The organism is Methylobacterium iners (genome assembly GCF_022179305.1).
In the GTDB taxonomy this organism is placed as follows: domain Bacteria; phylum Pseudomonadota; class Alphaproteobacteria; order Rhizobiales; family Beijerinckiaceae; genus Methylobacterium; species Methylobacterium iners.
The window spans coordinates 1-21,748 of record NZ_BPQP01000053.1 but is presented as its reverse complement, the minus strand read 5'-3'; the positions used below and the strand labels follow the sequence as shown (position 1 = coordinate 21,748).

7 protein-coding genes are annotated in these 21,748 nt (G+C 66.9%); 1 reads left to right on the top strand and 6 read right to left on the bottom strand.

The features are described 5' to 3' along the window. Window positions 1-150: 150 nt before the first annotated feature. The 6 genes from MFF55_RS16580 to MFF55_RS16555 all read right to left on the bottom strand — a co-directional run bounded on the left by MFF55_RS16580 (window position 151) and on the right by MFF55_RS16555 (window position 18,636). Window positions 151-1,344, bottom strand: coding sequence for a sensor histidine kinase (locus MFF55_RS16580; protein WP_238245212.1), 1,194 nt, complete (start codon window positions 1,342-1,344; stop codon window positions 151-153). Further along, entirely contained in the window at window positions 1,325-1,798 is a 474-nt protein-coding gene (locus MFF55_RS16575; RefSeq protein ID WP_238245211.1) for a methanogen output domain 1-containing protein, read from the bottom strand. Before MFF55_RS16575 ends, MFF55_RS16580 begins: the two co-directional genes overlap by 20 nt. Before the next feature lie 214 nt (window positions 1,799-2,012). After that, a complete protein-coding gene (locus MFF55_RS16570) occupies window positions 2,013-3,362 on the bottom strand; it encodes an HlyD family type I secretion periplasmic adaptor subunit (protein ID WP_238245210.1) in 1,350 nt (449 codons plus the stop codon). 29 nt (window positions 3,363-3,391) lie between these two features. Continuing rightward, a complete protein-coding gene (locus tag MFF55_RS16565) occupies window positions 3,392-6,601 on the bottom strand; it encodes a calcium-binding protein (protein ID WP_238245209.1) in 3,210 nt (1,069 codons plus the stop codon). After that, entirely contained in the window at window positions 6,598-8,364 is a 1,767-nt protein-coding gene (locus MFF55_RS16560; RefSeq protein ID WP_238245208.1) for a type I secretion system permease/ATPase, read from the bottom strand. Before MFF55_RS16560 ends, MFF55_RS16565 begins: the two co-directional genes overlap by 4 nt. Before the next feature lie 60 nt (window positions 8,365-8,424). Beyond that, entirely contained in the window at window positions 8,425-18,636 is a 10,212-nt protein-coding gene (locus MFF55_RS16555) for a peroxidase family protein (protein ID WP_238245207.1), read from the bottom strand. Window positions 18,637-19,744: 1,108 nt separating this feature from the next. Between MFF55_RS16555 and MFF55_RS16550 the strand changes: the two genes are divergently transcribed. After that, window positions 19,745-21,718 (top strand): putative bifunctional diguanylate cyclase/phosphodiesterase, encoded by a 1,974-nt coding sequence (locus MFF55_RS16550; RefSeq protein ID WP_238245206.1) that lies wholly within the window; start codon window positions 19,745-19,747, stop codon window positions 21,716-21,718. Window positions 21,719-21,748: the final 30 nt, after the last annotated feature.

The following is a 21,748-nucleotide window of genomic DNA, read 5'->3' as shown; positions in this document are numbered from 1 at the left end:
TCTGTAGACACTGGAACGGCCGCGTTGCAGGCCGTTCCAGTGTCTACAGAGGCGACGATGTCGACTTCGCCCGCCGCTGTCAGAAGATCCGCCACGCCGTGACGAAAAACCGGGTGGTCGTCTGCAAGCACAGCGCGGATCACGGTCCGGTCAGGCATCATTCCCTTGACTCCCGTTCAATCGGACCCTGGCCACGATCGACGTGCCGCTGCCCGGTGCGGATTCGATGTCCAGACCTCCACCCACCAGAGCTAGGCGCTCGCGCATGCCGATGAGGCCGAGCTTGCCTTGCGCGACCAAGGTCTTCCCCGAGGCTGCGTCTGCCTCGAAGCCTGACCCGTTGTCATCGATCATGAGCGTGATCTGGTCCGGGCTGTACCGAAGAACGATGGACACCAAGCTCGGGCAGCCCGCGTGCTTCGCCGCATTGGTGAGCGCCTCCTGCGTCAGTCGGTAGAGCGTGATGGCGACCTCGGTCGAGAGGGTGATCTCCTCGCCCACGACCCCGAACTCGGTTGTTGTTTCCGTGAAGCGGCTCCACTCACCGATCAGGTGGCGCAGCGCGGTAACGAATCCGAATTCGTCGAGGGCCGCAGGGCGAAGCGCCAGTGTCACCCGCCTCAGGGCTTCACCCACGTCTTGCGCTTGCTTCAGGAGGTGTTCCAGGTCGGTCCTGGCCTGCAGCTCCTTCAGGTGGGGCGTGAGCCGACGCAGACCAAAGTTCAACGCAACGAGGTGCTGGCCGGCGTGATCATGCAGGTCGCGGGCCAGGCGTTTCCGCTCGTCTTGACCGGCACGATACAATCTGGCGAGGACCACATCGCGCTCGTGTTCTGCCGAACGACGGGCTGCCGCATCCTCCTCCAATCGGGCGAGCAAGCGCTCTCTCTCGGTCAAGAGAGCTTGCATCTCGCGTACCCTGCGCCTGCGCTCCTGCATGACCATCCGGGCATCGTGCAGCTTCGCCGCCAGGATCTTGAAGCGCCTGTCCAAACCGTCCGAGTGTAGATGGAGCAGGATCAGCGGACCTCCGCCGAAGCCCTGCAGCTGAACTCTTGCGCCGTGGCAGCGGAGACGTTCATAGACCTCGTCGCCGGTCCTGAAGTGCAGCGCGCCCGGAACGGTCGCATTCGTCGTCGAGCAGCGTCTGAGAAAGCGGAGCAACTCGTCCGCGTCACCGGAGCCCAACACCGACAGCACGCTTCCGACCTCGACCCCAGCCAGGGTCTCGTGCGCCGATCGGTTGGCGGCCTCGACCACGCCGTCGAAGCGCAGGATGAGGATGGGATTCGAGACGAACTCGAAGAGGGCGTTGAAGTCCCAGTTATGCGGTACCGCTCGCATAGTAGGACAATCCTCCATCGTCAGGTCCGTCCGGATCGAGGTTGACGACGATCCGGCAGGCTCGATCCCCGCGTGCGATAGTCTCAGCGAGGGTAACTCGGCCATATCCTTGGCTTTCAGCTATCAAGTGACCGACCATATGTGATGTCATCATGCACAAGGTCGGGCATTCCTTGGCCAAATCGCCGTATGGACAGCGACGATTTCCGAAAATGATGCGATCTTCCATGTCTTCGATAATATAGAAATCCGATCCTATGCGCTGCTTGAGATCGATAATTGCTTGCGTCACATCTGCACGACTGAGTTTGTTCTTGCCCGCCGCCTCCAGATATTCTTTTTGAATATCGTCGGAAACGGCAAGGCCAACCAAATTCATCAGGACCGAAGCTTCCCGAACGCCAACGGTATCCTCGAGCGTGTTGCTGAGATTTCGAACGAACAGGCCGAGCAAGCTGTCTCGGCATTGGCTGTGCGGGACCTCATCGCCCCGCGAGTGACCATGTGCCTGCGTCATAATCGTACCAGCCCCGTGGATCACGCACTTGTGAAGCTAGCACCACGGAACTCAAGAATCCAGCGAAACTGCAAAGACTCTGTGAGTCTCGGTAAAACCCCTCAAATGTTTAGACATCGCTGGCGGGCGAAAACTTGTGCTCAATCTAGATTCAGCGCTCCTTGAACGTCCGGTTGAACTGATCGAGGACTGGTTTCACCAGGTAGGAGAGAGCCGTTCTCTCTTCGGTTGTGATGTGAACCTCAACCGGCATGCCGGGAACGAGGCGCTTTCCTTCGCCCAGGCGCTTCCACTCCTCCCTCGCCACCTCAACATATCCCACGTAATGAACGTCTTCCTTGCCCGTCCCCTTGGTGGTGGAGGGGGAGACATAGACGAGCTCGCCCTTCACCTCCGGGGTGGTGCGCTGGTTGAAGGCGGTGAAACGCAGCTTCGCGGGACGCCCGACGGCGACCTGGTCGATGCTCGCGGGCGCGATGTGGATCTCGACCCTCAGCCGGGCGTCCTCCGGCACCACCGTCGCCAGCACCTCGGCCGGGCTGACGACGCCTCCCACCGTGTAGGCCTTGAGCTCGTGCAGCACCCCCGTGGCGGGCGAGCGGATCTCGGTCCGCGTCAGGCGGTCCTCAAGGGCCAGGCGCCTGTTCCCCAGTTCCGCGAGCTTGGCGTCCACGACGCTGAGCTCCTTCTGGGCCTCGGTTCGGGCGGTGTCCGAGATGGCGAGGAGCTGCACCCGGATCTCGCTCATGCGCACCTTGGCCCGTGCGATGGAGGCCTCCAGTGAGCCCTGCTCGCCCGTCAACCGATGACGGTCGCGGGTGAGGGGCAAGAACTTGGAGCTCTCGAACAGGTTCTTGTCGACGAGCCCCTGGAGCTTGCCGTGCTCGCTCGTCAGGATGACGAGCTCGTCCCGCTTGGCGTCCTTCTGCTTGACCAGCCCGGCGAGCTCCTCCGCCACCTGCCCGATCTGGAGTTCAAGCTGCTGGCGCTGGCTGTCCCGGCTTGAGAGATTGCCCCGGAACATCCGGGTCTCGCCGTCAAGGATGGACTGCGTCTCCGCGTCGCCGCCGAGGAGCGACGCGGGAAAGGCGATGCTCCTCAGGCCGTCGCGCTCGGCCATCAACCGCGCCTTCTTGGCCGAGAGCTCGACCATCTGGCCCTTGACGATGGCGAGCTCGGCGCGGGTCTGGGCATCGTCGATGCGGATGAGCACCTCGCCCGCCGTGACGGCCTGCCCGTCCCGCACGAGGATGGCGCCGACGACGCCCCCGTCCCGGTGCTGGACGGCCTTTGCGTGCTGCTCCACGGTCACCGAGCCCGGCGCCATGACGGCCCCGTTGAGGTCGGTCGTGGCGGCCCATCCCCCGACCCCGACCAGCAGCGCCGCCGAGAGCGAGAATCCCAGCACGATCCGCGGGACGACGGAGAAGGAGGGCTCGCGGCGGTGGTCGAGCGTCGCGGGTGCCCGGAGGGAAGGCTTGCCGACAGGTGCGTTGCGCATGGTGCGGTCCCGGTGCTGGCGTGTCTGGGTCAGGCGGTCGTCGTCGCGTGCGGGGACGGGCGGTCCGCCTCGACGAAGAGGAGGGTGTGCCGCCCGTCGAGGACGATGGTGGTCTCGAAGGTGTCGTCGCTGTCGAGGTCGGCCGTGATGATGGTCACGTCGCCGTCGTCCGAGCGCGCGGAGCGGTACTGGATGCCGGCCATGGTGCCCGCGTTGCGTTCCATCGCCTCCGCGAGCGACTGGCCCAGCGCGCCCTGTCCCTCCTCGAACAGGGTGTACTTGAGGAGGCTGACGTAATCCCCGACCGAGAAGTCGGTGATCTCCACGGCCCTGGTCGCCTCGCCGCCCCCCGCGACCGCACCGAACTCGTAGCCGTCGTCGCCGTCGCCGCCGGTGATGGTGACGCCGTTCGCGCCGATGACGAAGCGGTCGTTGCCGGAGCCCGACAGGATCCGCTCCATCGAATCCACCATGTCCTCGCCCTGCTCGGTGCCGGACACGACCTGGCTCACGAGGTCGACGAGCAGGTCCCCGGTCGCCTCGCTGAGGTCGAGGGTATCGCAGCCCTCGCCGCCGGAGGCCACGTCGTCCTCCCCGTCGCTCGCCAGCCGGATCAGGTCGTCCCCCGCCCCGCCGCTCACGCGGTCCCCGCCCGCCCCGTCGTGGAGGATGTCCCGTCCGGAGCCCCCGTCGAGGTCGTCGTTCCCGTCCCGGCCGGAGAGCCGGTCGTCGCCCTCCCCGCCCGCGAGGCCATCATCCCCGAGCCCGCCCGACAGGGTGTCGGCACCCGAGCCGCCGACCAGCGCCTCCAGCCCGTCCAGCAGGTCCTGTCCGGTCTCGGCCCCGGCAACCGTGCCCGCCAGGATGTCGGCGTGGACCCCGGCCCGGGTACCGGAGAGGTCCAGGGTGTCACGCCCCCGTCCCCCGTCGAAGCGGTCGGCCTCGCCGTCCAGGGACGCGACGATAACGTCGTTCCCGGAACCTCCCATGACGCGGTCCGAGCCCGTCCCGTCCGACAGGGTGTCGTCGTCCGCGCCGCCGTCGACCAGGTCGTTCCCGGCGCCGCCCGACAGATGGTCCCTTCCCGCGCCGCCGGCCAAGTCGTTGGCCTGCGCGTCGCCGGATAGCCTGTCGGCGCCGAAGCCCGCCCGTACGTTCTCGACGGAAGCGACCTGGTCCGCTCCCGTCTCCGCGCCCGTGGAGGTCCCGAGCGCCAGATCGACGGCGACGCCCTCCGTCGTGTCCGAGAGGTCGAGCGTATCGATGCCGTCGCCGCCGTCGAAGCGGTCGTCCTCTCCGTCTGAGGAGGCCACGATGACGTCGTCGCCTAAGCCGCCCGACACGATGTCGGAGCCAGAGCCGTCCGAGAGCGCGTCGTCTTCGGCGCCCCCGTCGAGCCAGTCGTTCCCGGCTGCTCCCGAGATGCGGTCGCGGCCCCCGCCCCCGGAGAGGTGGTTGGCCCCGGCGTTGCCGACGAGGGTGTCCCCGCCCGATCCACCCCGCACGTTCTCGACCGAGGCGAGCCGGTCCCGACCGGTCTCGGTGCCCTCGGCGGTGCCGGCCACCAGGTCGACGGCGACGCCGGACGTGGTACCCGACAGGTCCAGGGTGTCCTCGCCCGCCCCGCCGTCGAAGCGGTCGTCCTCCCCGTCCACGGCGGCCACGAGGACGTCGTCACCCTCCTGCCCCGAGGCGATGTCCCGGCCGGCCCCGTCGGAGAGCACGTCGTCGCCGGAGCCCCCTTCGAGGCCGTCGTCGCCGGCCCCGCCCGAGACGACGTCCCGCCCAAGCCCGCCGTAGGCGAGGTCGCGGCCGTCCCCGCCGTCGAGGCGGTCGTCCCCCAGGTCGCCGAGCAGGAGGTCGTTCCCCAGCCCTCCCAACAGGATGTCGCTGCCTTCCCCGCCGTCCAGGAGGTCGTCCCCATCGTCGCCGGACAGGACGTCGTCGCCCGCCTCGCCGAACAGGCGGTCCTGCCCGGTCCCGCCGGACACGTGGTCCGCGCCGTCGCCGGCCAGGACGACGTCGTCGCCGGTCCCGCCATGGACCACGTCGTCGCCCGCGCCGGCAACGATGTGGTCGTCGCCGGCGCCCCCATCGACGATGTCGGCTCCCGCTCGCGCATCGATGTTGTCGTTGCCGTCACGGCCGTCGATCTCGTCCGCGCAAAGGGTGCCGAGAAGGACATCGTCCCCGTTCGTCCCGACGACGTGGTTCCGCTCGACGACGTTGAGGACCGCCGTCTGGGTGACCGAAAGCTCGCCGTCCGTCACCTCGTAGGTGATGGTGACGGGACCGGGGGCGCCAGGGTCGTAGACCCAGCCGTCGCCGTCGCGGACCAGGGTTCCCGACGAGACCGTGAGGTTGCGCACCGAGAGGCTGTCGCCGTCGGGGTCCTCGACGTTACGCAGAAGGTCCGACAGCGCGATGGGCAACAGGGCGCAGCCGGTCACGTCGGCCAGGTAGACGGCGCCCGTGGCGATGGGGGCTCGGTTGCGCCGGCCGACCGGGCCATCGTCGTCGTTCGACGGCGTTCGATCCGGGGTGGTTCCGGTATCCCCGTCCCCGGGCCCATGGCCCGTGTCGTGGCCGGGTCCGGCGGGGCGTCCGCCGTCCGACGGCTTGCCCGTTCCGCCTCCGTCCCCGGGATTGGTCTCGCCCGCCTTTGGCGGGGGATGGCCATCGGCATCCTTCCCGCCAGGGTCCTTCCCGACGGGGTCCTTGCCGGCGTCATCCTTATCGGCGCCGCCGCCACCACCGCCACCACCACCGCCGCCACCTCCACCGGCGGCCACGCCGCCATTGTCGTTGGTCGGCATGGGGATGACGGGCGAGGCCTTGAAGTCGTTGAGATCCGTGGCCGGGTCCGGCTTGGCGAACTGCAGCGCCCGGGACTGGAGGAAGTGCGAGGAATCGAACTGCGAGGCCGGTGCCTCCGATTGGGGAGCGGACGCCGACGACCCCGGGAGGCGGGCGTCGGGCTCGGCGGGTTCCGCCTCCTCGGTCGAGCCAGGGACGACCGAAAGCCTGGGCCCGGCCTTGGGCTGGACCCCATCCTCCTCGACCTGAGCCACCGCTTGGGCCGGCGTCTGGAACAGCGACCTCAGGTACGCCGCCAGCGCGGCGACGGCGAGCGCCACGTAGTAGGGCGCGCCGGACTTCGCCTCATCGGCCTTCGAAACGTATTTCCCTGCCCCGTCCGCGGCGTCGGCCGCCTTCGTGCCCTTGGTCTCAATCATCATGCCGTCACCCGCTCCGCGACGGAGCGCTCCCTTGCGACGCGAGCCGGGTCGGCGACCTGCGCGGCTTCGCGGGCCACCTTGCCGAGGATGGCCTCCTTGGGTCCGAACGCGGTGAGCTTGCCGTCCTGGATCACCGCGACGGTGTCGACGGCCGCCAGCACGCTCGGGCGGTGCGCGATGACGACGGCGATGCCGCCGCGGGCGCGCACGCCCTGTATGGCGGCAGCCAGCGCCGCCTCGCCCTCGCCGTCGAGGTTGGAGTTCGGCTCGTCGAGCACGAGCAGGAAGGGGTTGCCGTAGAGGGCGCGGGCAAGGCCGATACGCTGGCGCTGGCCGCCCGACAGGGCGGTGCCGAAGGGACCAAGCTCCGTGCGGTACCCGTCGGGCATCCGCAGGATCATCTCGTGGACGCCCGCTGCACGGGCAGCCGCGACGACGAGGGCGGGGTCGGCATTCTCCGCGAGACGCGAGATGTTCTCCTCCACCGTCGCGTCCATGAGGCAAACCTCCTGGGGCAAGTAGCCGATGATGCGCCCGAGGCTTTCCTCATCCCACTGTGGCAGGTCGGCCCCGTCGAGGCGGATTCCGCCGCGGAGCACCGGCCAGATCCCTGTCAGCGCACGGCTGAGCGTCGTCTTTCCGCCGCCGCTGGGTCCGATGACGCCGAGCGCCTGCCCTGCCTTGAGCTCGAAGCCAACATCCGAGAGCAGGATGCGTCCCGACCCCGGTGCGGCCACCGTGATGGAATTGACCCGCAAGGAGTCCTGCGGGGGCGGCAGGGGCATCGGGCTCTCCGCGCCGGCGAGCGCGACCAAGGTCTCCTTCAGGCGCTTGAAGGCCGTCCGCGCCACGGCGATGGATTTCCAGTTGCCGACGGTCTGGTCGATGGGCGCCAGCGCACGGGCCGAGGTGATCGAGGCCGCGATGATGGCCCCGGCCGAGAGCTCGCCGCCGATGACGAGGTAGGCGCCGAGCCCGAGCACGGCCGATTGCAGGATCATGCGCAGGACGCGCGAGATCGCCCCGAACGTCCCGGCGACGTCCGTGGTCTTGGTCTGCAGTTCGAGGTGCTCGTCGTTGGCGAGCCGATATCGCTCCACGGCCCTGCCCGCGAAGCCCATCGCCTTGAGGACGTCGGCGTTGCGGGCGTTCGAGTCGGCGATGGCGTTGCGGGCCACCACGGCCTGCTGGGTCGCGCCCGTCCAGCGCCGGGTCAGGAGTTCCGTCAGGATGGTGATGAGGGTCAGCAGCACCGCCCCGCCGATGGTCAGGGCCCCGAGCCAGGGGTGGAGCATGTAGACGAAGATCAGGAAGACCGGCGTCCAGGGAAGGTCGAAGAGCGCGATCAGACCCGGACTGCCGAGGAAGCCGCGCACGGTGTCGACGTCCCGGCTGCGCTCCAGGGATTCGGCGGCGGAGAAGCCGTAGCGGGGCATGTCGATGGAGACGCGCTGCGCCAGGGGCGCGATGCGCCGGTCGAGCTGCGCACCCATGCGGACCAGGATCTGGAGCCGCAGCACGTCGAACATGCCCTGGAAGAGGTACAGCCCGATGGCCAGCGTCGAAAGCCCGATCAGGGTCGGCAGGCTGCCGCTCGGCAGGGCACGGTCGTACACCTGCAGCATGTAGAAGGAGCCGGTGAGGGCCAGGACGTTGATGATCCCTGACATCCCGAACAGGAAGACGAACGGCATCCCGAAATGGCGGGTGAGGCGCTCGGCGCTTCTCTTCTTGGCGAGTTGCTTCTGGTCCTTGGAACGCATGTCGAGGTCCCCCTGCGTTCATTGGCAAGGAAAGGGGCCCCTTGCGGGGCCCCTTCGGCGTCAGAGGGCGAAATCCGCAGCCGTCGCGGCCGGGGTGCCCTTGATGCTGAGGCGGAACTCGGCCGTCGCCATGTTGGCGTCGGTGTTGGCCGAGACGACGGTGTAGTCCCCGTCCGCCCGGGTCTCCTGGGTGACGAGCAGCTGCCCGACCCCAGTGAAGGCCGCCCCGCTCGCGAGCGTGAAGGCCTGGTTGCCGGCCATGCCCTGGTTCGCGTCGATGGCGCCGAGGTCGACCCGGTCGCCGGGTTGGAAGCTCGCGATGGTGTCGCCATTGGCCGCCGCGGCCGTCTCGAAGCGATAGGTGTCGACGCCCAGGCCGCCATCCATCACGTTCACCGCGTCGCTCGCGGTGATGGTGTCGCTGCCCGAGCCGCCGACGAAGTTCTCGATGCCCCAGAGGGTATCGTTCCCCGATTGCCCGCTGGAGGCGTTGCCCCCGCCCAGCAGCCCGGTGCCGAGGTTGGCCGTGATGTTGGCCGAGATGGCCGACATATCGAGCGTGTCGACGCCGGAGCCGCCTCCCATCTCGTCGCCCCAGTACCTGTCGTTCCCGTCCCCGGCCTCGGCCACGATCAGGTCGTTGCCCTCGCCGCCCATGACCTCGTCGTTGCCGGTTCCGGCGGTCACGAGGTCGTTGCCGGCCCCGGCAAGGATGCGGTCCGCGCCGCCGTCGCCGTAGACCATGTCGTCCCCGGAGCCCGCGAGGAGGTCGTCGTCGCTGGCGCCCCCGAAGATGAGGTCGCGTCCGCCGCCGGCGTCGACGAAGTCGTTGCCGTCGCCGCCGCGGACCACGTCGGCGCCCTCCCCGGAGAGGATGTTGTCCTCGCCGGCCAACCCGAGGATGGTGTCGGCGCCCGCCGTGCCGGAGAGGACGTCGCCGTTGGCGGTGCCCGCCACCAGGTTGGTGGTGGACTCGGCCGGCGGCGTGGTCGTCCCGCCGCCCGATCCCGGGTTGGTGGTTCCCCAGCCGGTGCCAGGGGTCGTCGTCCCGCCGCCGGTGCCGGGATTGGTCGTCACGCCGCCGGTGCCGGGGTTGGTGGTTTCCCCGCCATCGTCATCGCAATCCCCGTCGTCGCCGGAGCCGCCGCCACCGACGGTGTCGCCGTCGTCCTCGTCGTCGGGACCATCGCCGCCGCCGGTGCCCGTGCCGTCGTCATCCTCGTCCTCGTCGCCATCGCCACCGCCGGTTCCGCCGCCGGCTTCATCCTCGTCGCTGACGGCGAAGATCTCCTCCTGCAGGCCGGTCAGGCCGGTGTTGCGGGCGACGATGTCCGAGAAGTTCTGTCCGTCGACGATGTTCTCGTAGAAGTCGAAGTTGTCGAAGCGGTCGGTGTAGTAGAAGCGGTCCCCCTCCTGCAGGCGGTCGAGCTGCTCGTGAAGGACAACCCAGAAGGTCTGCCCCACGACGCCGCCGTTGACGTGCTGCTCGGCGAGGCCGCCGACCCAGAGATCGACGCGGTCGATGCCGGACACGTACTCGGTACCGTTTGAGCGGACATGGATCTCGATGTCCGGGTTGGCGGCCACGAAGGCCTCGCGGTTGGCGGGCGTCAGCTCCAGGTCGGGATAGGCCTGGCGGAACTGCGCGATGACCGTGTTCGAGAGGCCGTTGCGGGCCTGGAAGTCCTCCCAGGAGACGTAGGGCCTGAGGTCTCCGGCGAAGCCCACCGCCTCGCGGATGTAGGGGTCGGTCGAGGCCATCAGGTCGGCCCGGACCTGGTTAAGGGAGCCGAGGCCGACGTCGCGGCCGCGGGCCACGTTGAAGGCGAACAGGTCGGCGCTGATGCGGACGAGGTCGTTTCGCACGGCGTCGACGATGTTGAAGTCGACCGCCTCCGCCGGCTGCGTCGCGACCCCGGCGAGGATGGCGTTGGCCCCGAGCTGCGCATAGCCAGGCTGCGGCACGTAGCCGGGAGGCAGGGGCGCCGTGAACACGTCCGGGGCGTTCGACGGGTTGAGGAAGGCGTCGAACAGCCGGACCTCGCGGGGCTGGCCGTCGGGCCCGATCACCCTCAGGGTCTCGCCGATCAGCGAGTGCCCGACGCGGTAGACCGCGGCGGCGAACTCGTGGGAGATCCGGGCGTCGACGTCCGGATTGTACTCGTCGTGACCGTGCGATCCGCTGCCGCGCATGCCGCCGAGGAGCTGGTCGGCGAACTCGTCGTAGACGACGCGGGCATACTCCGCCTCGTTGATCATCTTGGCCGCCTGGAACACCTCTTCCGGCGTCCCCTCGAAACCCGCCTCCACGAGGTTCTCGGCGTGGAAATTGTGGTTGCGGGCCCAGATCGTGTGCATCGCGGTGAGCGACACGTTCTCGTTCGCGCGCCCGTCGCCGGCCACGTAGTGGTCGAGCAGGCTGACGAAGGGGTTGGTGTCGAGCAGCAGCGCATGCCCGCTGCCCATGAAGTTCGAGGCGAAGACGCTCACCGCCTCCGGGTCGAACGCGCCCTGCGCGTTGAACAGCGAGCCCGTCCGGGTCTCCGTGATGGGGAAGTTCGAGAAGTAGGTCCGGAAGCTGACTTCTCCGCCCGGCAGCGAGGGGTCGTGGAAGATGGTGTCGGCCGCCCAGTGGTGGTTGATGAGCTCGCGCAGGGTCGGCAGCAGGTTGAAGTCAGGGTTGGTGGGGTCGGGGACCCCGGCGAGGAGCCTGGCGCCCACCCCCCGCTCGCCGTCGCTCTCCCGCAGGAACTGCCCCACGAGCTCGTGCGAGCCGTAGGCTTGGTTCTGGTCGACGAAGGGCGAGGTCTTGTTGAGGTGCTGGGGCACCCCGTCGGGGCCGATGGCATGGACCTCCCCGCGGGTGAGGTCGGCCGGGTTGTTGGTCCCGGGCGCACGGCCCGAGCCGGGCTGGTCGATCTGCACGGTGCCGTTGGCCGCGCTCTTCGGCAGGAAGTCGAGGCCGTGGTCGAAATACTGCCCGAACGCCATGAAGAAGATGTTCGACCCGTTGGGCTCGTTGGGCAGGTCGGCTTCCTGCGCGCCCAGCACGTTGCTGATCGCGCGGGGGTCGAGGCCGTTGTAGAGCGGGTTCAGGGCGTTGTTGTTGGTCGCAGGGTCGTAGGCGCCGTAATGGGCCTCGGTGAGCCTGATGAAGGGCTGGTCGGCCGCGCCCCATTCCGGGTGTTCGAGGTTGTTGCCGGCGCCCGAGAGCGTGCGCACGCCGGTCGCGTTCGCGGTGTCGTCGTCCTCGGTGGCCTGGCGGCCCTGGACGAGGTTCTTGATGCCGGCGAGGTCCGCCGCGGTGAGCGCGAAGGCGCCGCCCGTTCCGGGAGTGCCGCCGGCTCCTCCGCCCGTGCCGCCACCGTTGGCGGTGGTCGGTTCGAGGGTGGGGATGACCGAGCCCGCGAAGGTGATGGCGTGGGTGCCGTTGGTCAGGGTCGTCATGCCGTTCGCGGTGGTCGCCACGTAGTCCGTGGCCGTCGTGCCCGCCGGGATCTCGATGACGTCCTGAGCCCGCAGCGTGCCGACGACGGTGTCGTGCCCGCCGTTCGAGCGGAACACTATGCGGTGGGCCGAGGAGAGCGCCGAGATGTCGACCGTGTCGTCCCCCTGGGAGCCGTCGACGGTGATGGTATTGAAGTTGAGGCTCGTGTTGTCGAACGTACCCACCACCAGGATCGTGTCGCCCTCGCTGGCGCCTCCGTTCGCGCCGCCGGGCGTCGTCACCCCCAGCGCGTTGACGCGGATCTCCTCGATGTTGTCGAGCTCGGCGACGACGTTGGCGTTGCCGGTGCCGTTGCGGGTGACCACGATCTCGGTATTCGCGTTGGAGACCGCATTGCCCGAGATTCCGAGCCAGGCCGCGCGGGAATAGATCCGGAAGGTCTCCGGGCCTCCGACGCCGGCCAACTCGTAGGTGTCGACCCCCGCCCCGCCATCGACGAAGTCGCGGCCTGCGGTCGAGGTCTGGGTGATGGTGTCGGCGCCGCCCGCGCCGAAGACACGGTCGTTCCCGGCCCCGCCGTTGAGGTCGTTACCGTTGTTGTTGCCGGCCACGATGTCGGCCCCCCCCGTTCCCGTGTTGCCGGCGACGAGGTTGAGGACCGTGCCGGCGTCGTCCTGGAACAGCTCCACGCCCGTGGCGGTGTCGATGCCGTCGCCCTCGGCGCCGAGATCGTCGGTCACGGTGATGGCGTTGCCGGCCCGCACGAAGCCGTAGGACCCGACCAGCCCCGAGGCCACCATGGTGTCGGTGCCAGCGTCACCGTTAAGGGTATCGTTGCCGTGCCCGCCGTTGAGCTCGTCGTCACCGACGCCGCCGTTCAGGACGTTGTTGCCGGTCCGCCCGATGAGGATGTCGGCCCCGGCATTGCCGAAGAGGACGTCGTCGCCCGCCCCGCCGTCCAGGCGGTCGTCGCCGTCGCCGCCGAGGATGCGGTCGAGGCCCTCCTCGCCCGCGATGTCGTCGTCGCCGGCCCGGCCGACGATCAGGTTGGAGGAGGTGGACCCATCGACGTCCTCGTCGGCGACGGTGCCCAGGAAGGCGGTCTGCACGGAGGGCGTGGACTGCCCGGTGCCGTTGCCGGTGACGGTCTCCGTCCACAGGGCGACGACGCGGGCCTCCACGCCCGGGGCGGGCGTGAACGTGGATCCGCTGGCGCCGGGGACGTCGCTCCAGTCGCCGTTGGCGTCGAGGACCTGCCACTTCAGCGTGATCCCGCGGCCCGCCACGGCACCGAAGACGGTCGCCGTCAGGGACGGCGCATTGCCCGTGTTGTCCGCCGACGCGATCTCGACCCGGTCGAAGGGCTGGTTGCGGACGAGCGCGACGTCGACCTCGCCGTCGGCGAACCGGAGCGTCTCGATGTTGCGCAAGGTGTCCGTGCCGTCGTCGACCGCCGGATCGGAAAGGCTGACGTGCTGGACCCTGAGGGCATCGCCGACGCGGGTGATGACGTAGTTGTCCCGCACGTCGTTGAAGACGGCGGTGTCGGCGTCGTCGGCCGTCACGCCGGTGTTCACGACCTCGCGCACGATGTGCATCTGGTCGGGGCGGATGGTGCGGGCGACCATGAGCTCGAACAGGGACTTGCCTTCCCACGCGGGAGGGATGCCCGGGCCCGCCGCGAACACGTGCCTCAGGCTGTCGACGGTCGCAATCTCGGGGCCGTTGCCATTGGCGCCGCCGCGGATGCTGATGCGGACGTTGAGCCAGCGGTCGCCGTCGAGCACGTCGTCGCCGCCGTTGCCCTGGAGCGTGTCGCTCCCGGCGCCGCCGAGCAGGATGTTGCCGGCCTCGAACAGGACCGTCTGGAGCTGCGCGGGCGTCGGGTTGACGGGCGCGTTTGGCACGAGGTCGCCGAGCACGGCCCGCAGCCCCGCGATGCGGTTGAGGCCCTCCAGGGTCAGGCCGTCGTTGAAGAAGACGCCCTCGTTGGCGGCCACGGTGTTCCCGCCCGGCTCCTCCTCCACCGCGTCCGCGGCGGTGCGGTCGTCGCCGATCAGCGTGTCGTCGTTCTCCCAGCCCGACAGACCCTCGGTCGAGTCGAAGCGGTTGCGCAGGATGTCGGCCTCCTCGGTCGTGAAGACCGGGATGCGCATGTCGGCATAGCCGTCGCGGGCGTTGCCCTTGAAGATCGCCCAGTCGAAGCCGAACATGCCCTCGTTGCGCATGACGCTCTCGCCCTGCACCATGATGTCGTCGCCCGACTCGCCGTCGAAGTCGTTCTCGTCGCCGCCGGCGAACATGACGTCGTGGCCCTTGATGGCCGAGTTGAAGAACAGCTCCGAGTTGTCGCCGGCGGTGGTGTCGAAGCCGCCGCCGCCCTCGATCCAGTCGCTGCCCTCGTTGCCCATGAGGAGGTCGACGCCGTCGCCGCCCAGCACGAAGTCGTCCCCGTCGCCGGCGAAGACCTCGGTCGTGTCCACGCCCACGAAGATGACGTCCTTTCCGGTGCCACCCATCAGGATGTCGAGGCCGTTGGAGTTGGCGATGACGTCGTTGCCGCCCTCGCCCTTCAGGAAGTCGCCGGAATCGCCGGAATCGGTGATGACGTCGTCGCCGTCGCCGCCGTTGACGAGGTCGACGCCGGCCCCCGACTCGATGCGGTCGTTGCCCGCGTCGCCCCAGATCCCGTCGTCGCCGAAGTCGGTGACGATGGTGTCGTTGCCGTTGGTACCGCCCACGAGGACGTGCTCGCCGCCGGTGAAGCGCAGGTAGTGGCCGGGCTCGAACGGCTGCGCGAGCGCCGTCGGATTGACGACCGCCGCATCGAGGTTGGCGGTCGGGACCGGCGTGACGAAGGCCTGTCCCGTGCGCAGGACGTTGCCCTCCGCGTCCCGGGCGAAGGGGTCCGAAGCGGCGTGGTAGTCGAGGGTTTGGTCGGGCTTCAGGTCGGACCGGTAGACCGTCTCCGAGGTGCGCGTGACGTCGACGTCGTCGACGAGGATCTGGGCATCCGTGTCGCCCGAGTTCCGGATCTCCAGGCGGAGGGTCTGGCCGTCGAGGGAGGCCGGGATCACGCCGGAATTGAGCGTGAACTCGCGCCACTGACCATCGGCGGGTGCGAGCAGGGTCATCGAGGAGACCTCGTTGCCGGCGCCGTCCAGCAGTCGCGCCACGGCGCCGGGCCAGACGAAGTCGTTGCGGTCCCCGACCTGGAAGGTGAAGGCGTAGCGCGAACCGGCCTGCAGGGTCGTCCCCACCTCCTGGGTGAGGGCGGCGCCGCCCCGCAGCCAGACCACGTTGGCGCCGTCCAGGCCCGCCGCGTCGACGGTCCCGACGGGGGCGTAGGTGCCGCCGCCCTGTCCGCCCGTGATGCTCCAACCCGTGGGTGCGGCGAAGGTGTAGTTCCCCTTCGCGTCGACGTTGACGCCCGGGGTGGTCGCGGTCAGGGGCTGGTCGTCGAAGCTGCCGTTGACCAGCGCGACCGGCCGGGTCACGTCGAGGCTTGGCGAGAACCCGAAGGTCCCGTCGGGACCGACCCTGAGCACGGGGGCGTTCCCGAGATCCGCGTCGGTGAGGTCGATCCCGAGCCTGAGCGCGTTCGCCTTGACGTCGGCCCAGGTCACGGGACCCGCGGCGGTCCCGGCACCGTCCTCGGTGCCGTCGATGAGCCGGTTCGCGGGCGTGCCGTCGGCGTTGTAGCGCCGGACGAGGGCGTTCACGGAGGCATGGAACCCGCTCGTCGCGCTTTCGTCGACGCCGGCCGTGCGCGGGTCGTCGCGCATGACCTTGCCCATGCCCATGGCCTCCAGCACGGGATCGTTGCCGGTCGGGTCGATACCGGCTTCGGCGCCGTTCTGGTCGGCCTGGTTGCGGGCGTCGAGCTCAAGCTCGAAGTCGTAGTCCGAGAACGAGTCGATGCCGATGTGGCGGGGCACGATGTCGTCACCGGTGCCGCGGATGCCGTCGGCGCCGGGCAGGGCGAGGTCCGTGTTGGCGAGCATCATCTTCGAGAAGGAGTTCTGCTCCAGCTCGTTCAGGAAGTTCTGGCCCTGCGTGCGGGTGAGATAGTAGAACCGGTCCGCGTCCTGCAGGTTCTCCAACTGCGCCTCGAAGATGGCGTTGAAGGTCGAGCCCAGCAGGCCGCCGAACGGCATCTGCTTCTCGGCCAGGCCGCCGACCCAGAGGTCGACCGCGTTGAGGCCGCTTGTCTCGGCGTTCCAGGACCCGGTACCGTTCAGGAAGGCGCGCCGGTCCTCGATGTCGGAGGGCGTGACGCCGTCGGCCTCGACCCCGAGCACCAGCTCCATGGCGACGGCGCGCTTCTCGGCGGCGTTCAGCTCGCGCGTGGCGTTCTGATCGGTCGGCGTCGGGGCCAGCACCCGCTTGAGAAGCTCCGGGTGCGTGCCGTAGGCGGCGATGAAGTTCACCACCGACATGGGGTTCTTCAGGTTGGCCGCCATCTCGGTCCAGCTGCCGTAGGGCGTCAGGAAGGTCGAGCCGGTGGCGGCGAAGAGCTGCTCGCGCGCCTCGTTGAGGGTCGGCGTGCCGGTGTCGCGGCCGCGGGCGATGTTGATGGCGGCGAGGTCCAGCGGAAGGCCCAGGAGGTTGTTGCGCAGCGCCCCGACGACGAACTCGTCGATCTCGCTGCCGCGCTCGACCGTCATGCCCCTGATGATGGCGGCCGCGGCCTCGTCGTGGGAAAGGGCGCCGTCGTTGTCGAACCGGACCGGGTTCAGGAAGGACTCGATGAGGCCGAGGTCCGTGTCCATCGCCTGGCCCTGCGCCCCGACGCGCGGCATGTTCTCGGTCAGCATCGAGTGGCCGAAGCGATAGACCGTGTTGGCGAACTCGGCGAAGATGGCCGGGTCGATCTCGGTCACCGAGTTGAACACGAAGACGTCGATCTGCGGCTGGACCTTGCGGGCGAACTCCTCGAAGACGAGGTGCTGGTACTGCATCTCGGTGGCGAAGCGGCCGGCCTGGAACAGGCGCTCGCCGTTCCAGTTCAGCTCCAGGTTGGCGATGCCGGTCTGGGCGTCGCCGTCCTCCAGGCTCGCGAGGAAGGTTTCCTGGTTGGGGACGGTGGTCAGGCGGTTCCTGATCTGGTTGAGCTGGGCCTGGTCGATGGGGGCGTCCAGCCACTCGTTGACGAAGGCGAGGTCCCCTTCCTTCAGGATGGTCAGCTTCTGCGCGCTGACCTGCCGGTTGTGCTCCGAGTGGAAGATGTGGTGGACGGCGGTCAGGCCGATGTTCTCGTTGCCGCGTCCGTCGCCGGTGACGTAGTGCCGGTCGAGGAGCTCGTCGTCGTAGGTCAGGTTGACCCCCTGACGGTTGGGGACGATGGCGTTGCCGGTCACGCCGTCCGCGTCGGGCAGCTGCTCGACGGAAGGGGTGTCGGGATTGCGGTCGTGGTCGACGAAACCTTTCGGGACCGCGTTGTGGGCGATGTCGTCGAGGAAGGCGTTGAAGGTGCGGGCGACCGCGAAGGTGTCGCCGGCGTCGAGGACGACCGGCGCGCCGGCGGAATCCCTCGCCGTCGCCCCCGCGGGCAATTGGGTGGCCGAGAGGGAGAGCGGCTGCGCGACGGTTCCCGAGAGGTAGACGATCTCGCCCGAGGTCAGGCGCGCCATCACCTGGGGCAAGCCGTCCGCCCCCGGGACGAAGGCGCCGTAGGGGTCGGTGAGCAGATGCGGCACGGCCGAGACGTCCGTGTCGCGCAGGTCGATGCCCAGCATCGTGCGCGCCTGCTCCTTGACGTCGGCCCAGGTGGCGAGCCCGCCGTTCTCGCCGCCGAGCAGCCGGCCCGTGGCGACCGGGCGGCCGTCGGCGCCCATCTCGTACTCGCGCAGGAAGACCTGGTGCGAGGGGTTCGAGGTGTAGGTCTGGTTCTGGTCGACGAAGGGGGTCGTGACGTTGCGCTGCGAGCCCTGGTCGGGAGTGGCCCGCGTCAGGACCATGAACGCCGAGCGGGGATCCACCTCGTCCCGGGTGCCGGCGACGCCGTCGGGTCCGTGGGTGACGAGCGGATCGTCCGCGGCGAGGGGGATGTAGACGGTGCCGACGCCGGGTCCTCCCTTGGAGATCAGGTCGAGACCGTGGTCGAAGAACTGCCCGAAGAACGTCATCCAGGCGTTGAAGGGCTTGGAAAGCCCCTCGTCGGGAGCGACGTTGAGGTTGTCGATGGAGCCGTTGGTGACGGTGATGCCCTTGTCGGCCAGGATCTCGTCGAGATTTCCCTGGGCCTCCTCGCGGGCCTCCGCGGTGGTCGCGGCTCGGACCGCCTCGTAGGCCGTCGTGATGGCCTGCTGGTCGGCGATGACCCTCTCGGAGCCGGCGAGGCGCAGCGCCGCGGCGATGGCGGCCGGATTGCCGAGCGAGGCGTCGACCACGAGGTTGGAGATCAAGCGCGGGTCCGCGTCGGCGACGTCCCCTGGCGTCCCGTAGTCGTTGTTCGTGACGGCGGCGCCGCCGCCGAGGGGCATCCGGTCGCCATCCGCGTCGTCGAGGTGGCTCGGCCGGAACATCTGCGGCATCGGCTCGCCCGACGCGCCCCAGTTCTCGCGGCCGGGCACGATGTTGTTGAAGGTGCCGTCGACGGTGCGCAGGCCGTAGGGCGTGTGCGGGTCCGGGACCGCGCGGGGCGGGTCCCCCTCGCCTTGCCAGACGCCGTCCGCATCGTAGAGGCCGCGGTCCGACAGGAAGGCGCCCGTCACCGCGTCGACCCGCAATTCCCTGAGGTCGATGCCGCTCGCGTGCGCTTCGGCAATCCGGATCTGCTTCAGGATGAAGGTCAAATCTTGGTGGTTGAGATGAACGGCCATGGCACCCTCCCAGCGACGACCCGGGAGGCTCAGCCCAACCCCGGTCATTGATGGAGCGCTCCCTCGTGGGCGGAGGCATCTCCAAGTGGCTGAAAGGTTCCATTTCGGCCCAACTGCGGGAACGGTTAAAAAACACTTACGCTCGCAGGAAATTTCAAGACGTGAAGGTTTTTCCTTCAAATTCCACGAACGACCGCACCTAAGTGGGACGGGCTTACCAACCGCGAGATTAGCGATCGAATGTAGATGTCTTTGCCCTCACGATGCCGATCTGTGACGGCTGAGTGAGCTTGGTAGGCGAAACGGTGGACGCCTCCGTCTAGGTGTGGATTGCCTTGTCGTGAACCACATAGCGCCTCAGGGAAGCGCCTTGAAACAGCGGCTCATCCCATTGATCTGGAGCTTTTCTCGAACCGTGCCCCATCTTGGTTGGCTTGGATGCGAAACTATCCGCGCCTGCCCGACGGTGACAGTTTCTGTCGCTCGATCGATGCCGTTAGACATGCTTTCGATGTCATCTTCGACCTCTCTATGATTGCGTGTGGAGGATGGATACCTAACAGCGTGTCGAAAGCATCGCAGTCGAGCGCGTTAACTCTCCGGGGACAAAGCTTACGAAGCTCAACTTGACGAGGACAAAGCGACCCTGGGTCATCCACCGCGGCCGTGACCGGTTGAGCGCGTGAACGCAGCAGCCCCCCTCCTCTGTCCACGATGAAAACTTAGGTCGCTCAGCCTTGTGGAAACGCGGCACGCGCCCGCACGACGCAACAAGCGCCTTACTCGCGAGGAGGTCGTGGATAGAGATCGTGGTCGTCATCGGGTGGCACGGAGTCGAGGCACCGAAGCGAAGCTCCCATTTTCGTAGCAGGCGAAAGCTCTTCGTGGGCTGTCAGACCACAGCACAAATTCTCGAACATTGTGCCTTGATCATCTCCCTCCGGGACGGCTGAACAGCGCCGCGTCGGGAGTCGCACCATCAGCAGGCGATAAGTGTCTGTGAACCTACAAGCGCTAGAAGCCGACGAGAACGGGCAAACCGGTCTACTATTTTCGAGAAGGCAAGCCGGCCGCCCGCAATTATGCTCAATTCATTCGCGGTGATTTTATGCAACCCGCTCTCGCCGAACTTATCGATACAGAACTGCGCAGACACCGCCTAGGCCGCCGGAGCCAAACGCTCGCAGATCTTTACGAAAACAGCCGGGAACAGCTCTACAGTAAGAGCACAAGAATTTCACTTCATATTGCAGGTATTGTATATATTGCCTTCGGCTTCGTGGATGCAGTTCTGATAAGCGATGTTGCCGCAAGCAGCATTACGGCGCGACTCGTCATCGGACTCCTGTACATACTCGCCACCGAAGCGCTGATTCACCTGAAAGCTCGTTTGTTTTTCCTTGAGTGTCACTGTGCTTTGGCCACCGTAACAGCATGCTTTGTTTGGCTATGCATCGCCGGATCTACAACGCACACCGAAACTTTTACGCATTATCTAACCTATAGCATCGTTTTCATGCTTGGGCTCAACGTTTTCTTTTCACTCCGCTTCAGCATCGCCGCAACAAGCTCGACGGTCATCCTGTTTTTTTCGTGTATCTATTTGGTTTCGCAGTACTCCCAATCTATCGAGCTCTTTATTGTTGTCGGCACGCTTTATCTCTCGACCTACGCGCTCACTTTGTTCGTGAACTGGAAGCTTAATCAAGAGCGCTATCTGGTTTTCCTAAACAGCACCGGCGCCGAAATCCGCCGGAACGAGGCCATTGAAAGAGGAGCGGCGCTCCTACGCCTATCGACCACTGACTCCCTCACAGGGTTGGCGAACCGTCGGGCCATCGACGATGCGCTTCGGGCACACTGGATGACTTGGCAGGCAGCAGCAAGGAGCTTTGCTGTGGTGCTAGTCGATGTCGATTACTTCAAGTTATACAACGATCATTATGGGCACCAGGAGGGTGATAAATGTCTCGTCGCCATCGCCAAAGCAATGAGCGAGGCGATGGACGACGATATGCATACACTTGGCCGCTTCGGCGGCGAAGAATTTATTCTGATCCTTCGCACGTCTTCGCGAGAGCATCTTGCTTTTGTGTCAGAGAAGGTGCGGCGGGCGGTTGAGGCTATGGCCCTGCCCCATATACAGCGTCCCGATAGCGCATTTGTGGTCACTGTCAGCGTAGGTGCGGCCTTGAGCTCTGACGTGCCGGGAACGAAGGTGGAGAGATTGGTTACAGAGGCTGATCGAGCTCTCTACAATGCAAAGAACGATAAGCGCAATTGCGTTAAAATCTACGACAAATCAGATCCAACCCAAACGGACATCGATGAAAATCTCGTCGAACTCGTCAGAACATCATTGGCGCAGGAAAGATTGTCCCTAGTGTATCAGCCAATCCGGCATACTCTATCTGGTCAGATTGCTGGCGTCGAAGCTTTAATGAGGTTCATTGCTCCGACGGGGAAGAATGTGTCTCCAGCAGTTTTCATCCCCATCGCAGAGCGGACAGGCACGATCATACCCATGGGGCTCTGGGCAATCTATAGAGCCTGTCGCGATATCTTGAGCGACGCTCGCATCCCTATGGTGAGCGTGAACGTTTCCCCGGTTCAGCTCCGGTCGCAAAGCTTTGCGCTCTCAGTAGCGGCGATTCTCAGCGAGACGGGCGTTATGCCGAACCGACTCGCTTTTGAGATCACGGAAGGATTGCAGATTGAGGGGCAGAGAGACATCATTGCCTGCCTAACCGACCTCAGATCACTGGGCGTAAAGATTTGGCTTGATGATTTCGGTACAGGGTTTGCTGGTCTGTCCTGCGTCCGAGAAGTCCAGTTCGACGCTGTCAAAATTGATCGTTCGTTCCTTCATGCAACGTCAAGTCCAAAAGGTCAGGAGATGTTTAGAAGCATTGTTGCTCTTGTGCGAAACACAGGATGTGCGATCGTTGTTGAAGGCGTTGAGACAAGCGACCAGCTCAATGTAGCGGCTAAACTCCGGGTGGATTATACGCAAGGGTATCACCTCGGACGCCCCCAATCTGTTGAGACCTTACGCGAACTACTCGAAAGTGATGCAGCATAGGCCGTTGGTCCTAGGTGTACGGTCCCGGGA

Bases quoted from the DNA above. Each gene is read 5' to 3' on its own strand.
- MFF55_RS16570 (WP_238245210.1), bottom strand. From the start codon at position 3,362: ATGCGCAACGCACCTGTCGGCAAGCCTTCCCTCCGGGCACCCGCGACG.
- MFF55_RS16580 (WP_238245212.1), bottom strand. From the start codon at position 1,344: ATGCGAGCGGTACCGCATAACTGGGACTTCAACGCCCTCTTCGAGTTC.
- MFF55_RS16550 (WP_238245206.1), top strand. From the start codon at position 19,745: ATGCAACCCGCTCTCGCCGAACTTATCGATACAGAACTGCGCAGACAC.
- MFF55_RS16560 (WP_238245208.1), bottom strand. From the start codon at position 8,364: ATGCGTTCCAAGGACCAGAAGCAACTCGCCAAGAAGAGAAGCGCCGAG.
- MFF55_RS16555 (WP_238245207.1), bottom strand. From the start codon at position 18,636: ATGGCCGTTCATCTCAACCACCAAGATTTGACCTTCATCCTGAAGCAG.
- MFF55_RS16565 (WP_238245209.1), bottom strand. From the start codon at position 6,601: ATGATGATTGAGACCAAGGGCACGAAGGCGGCCGACGCCGCGGACGGG.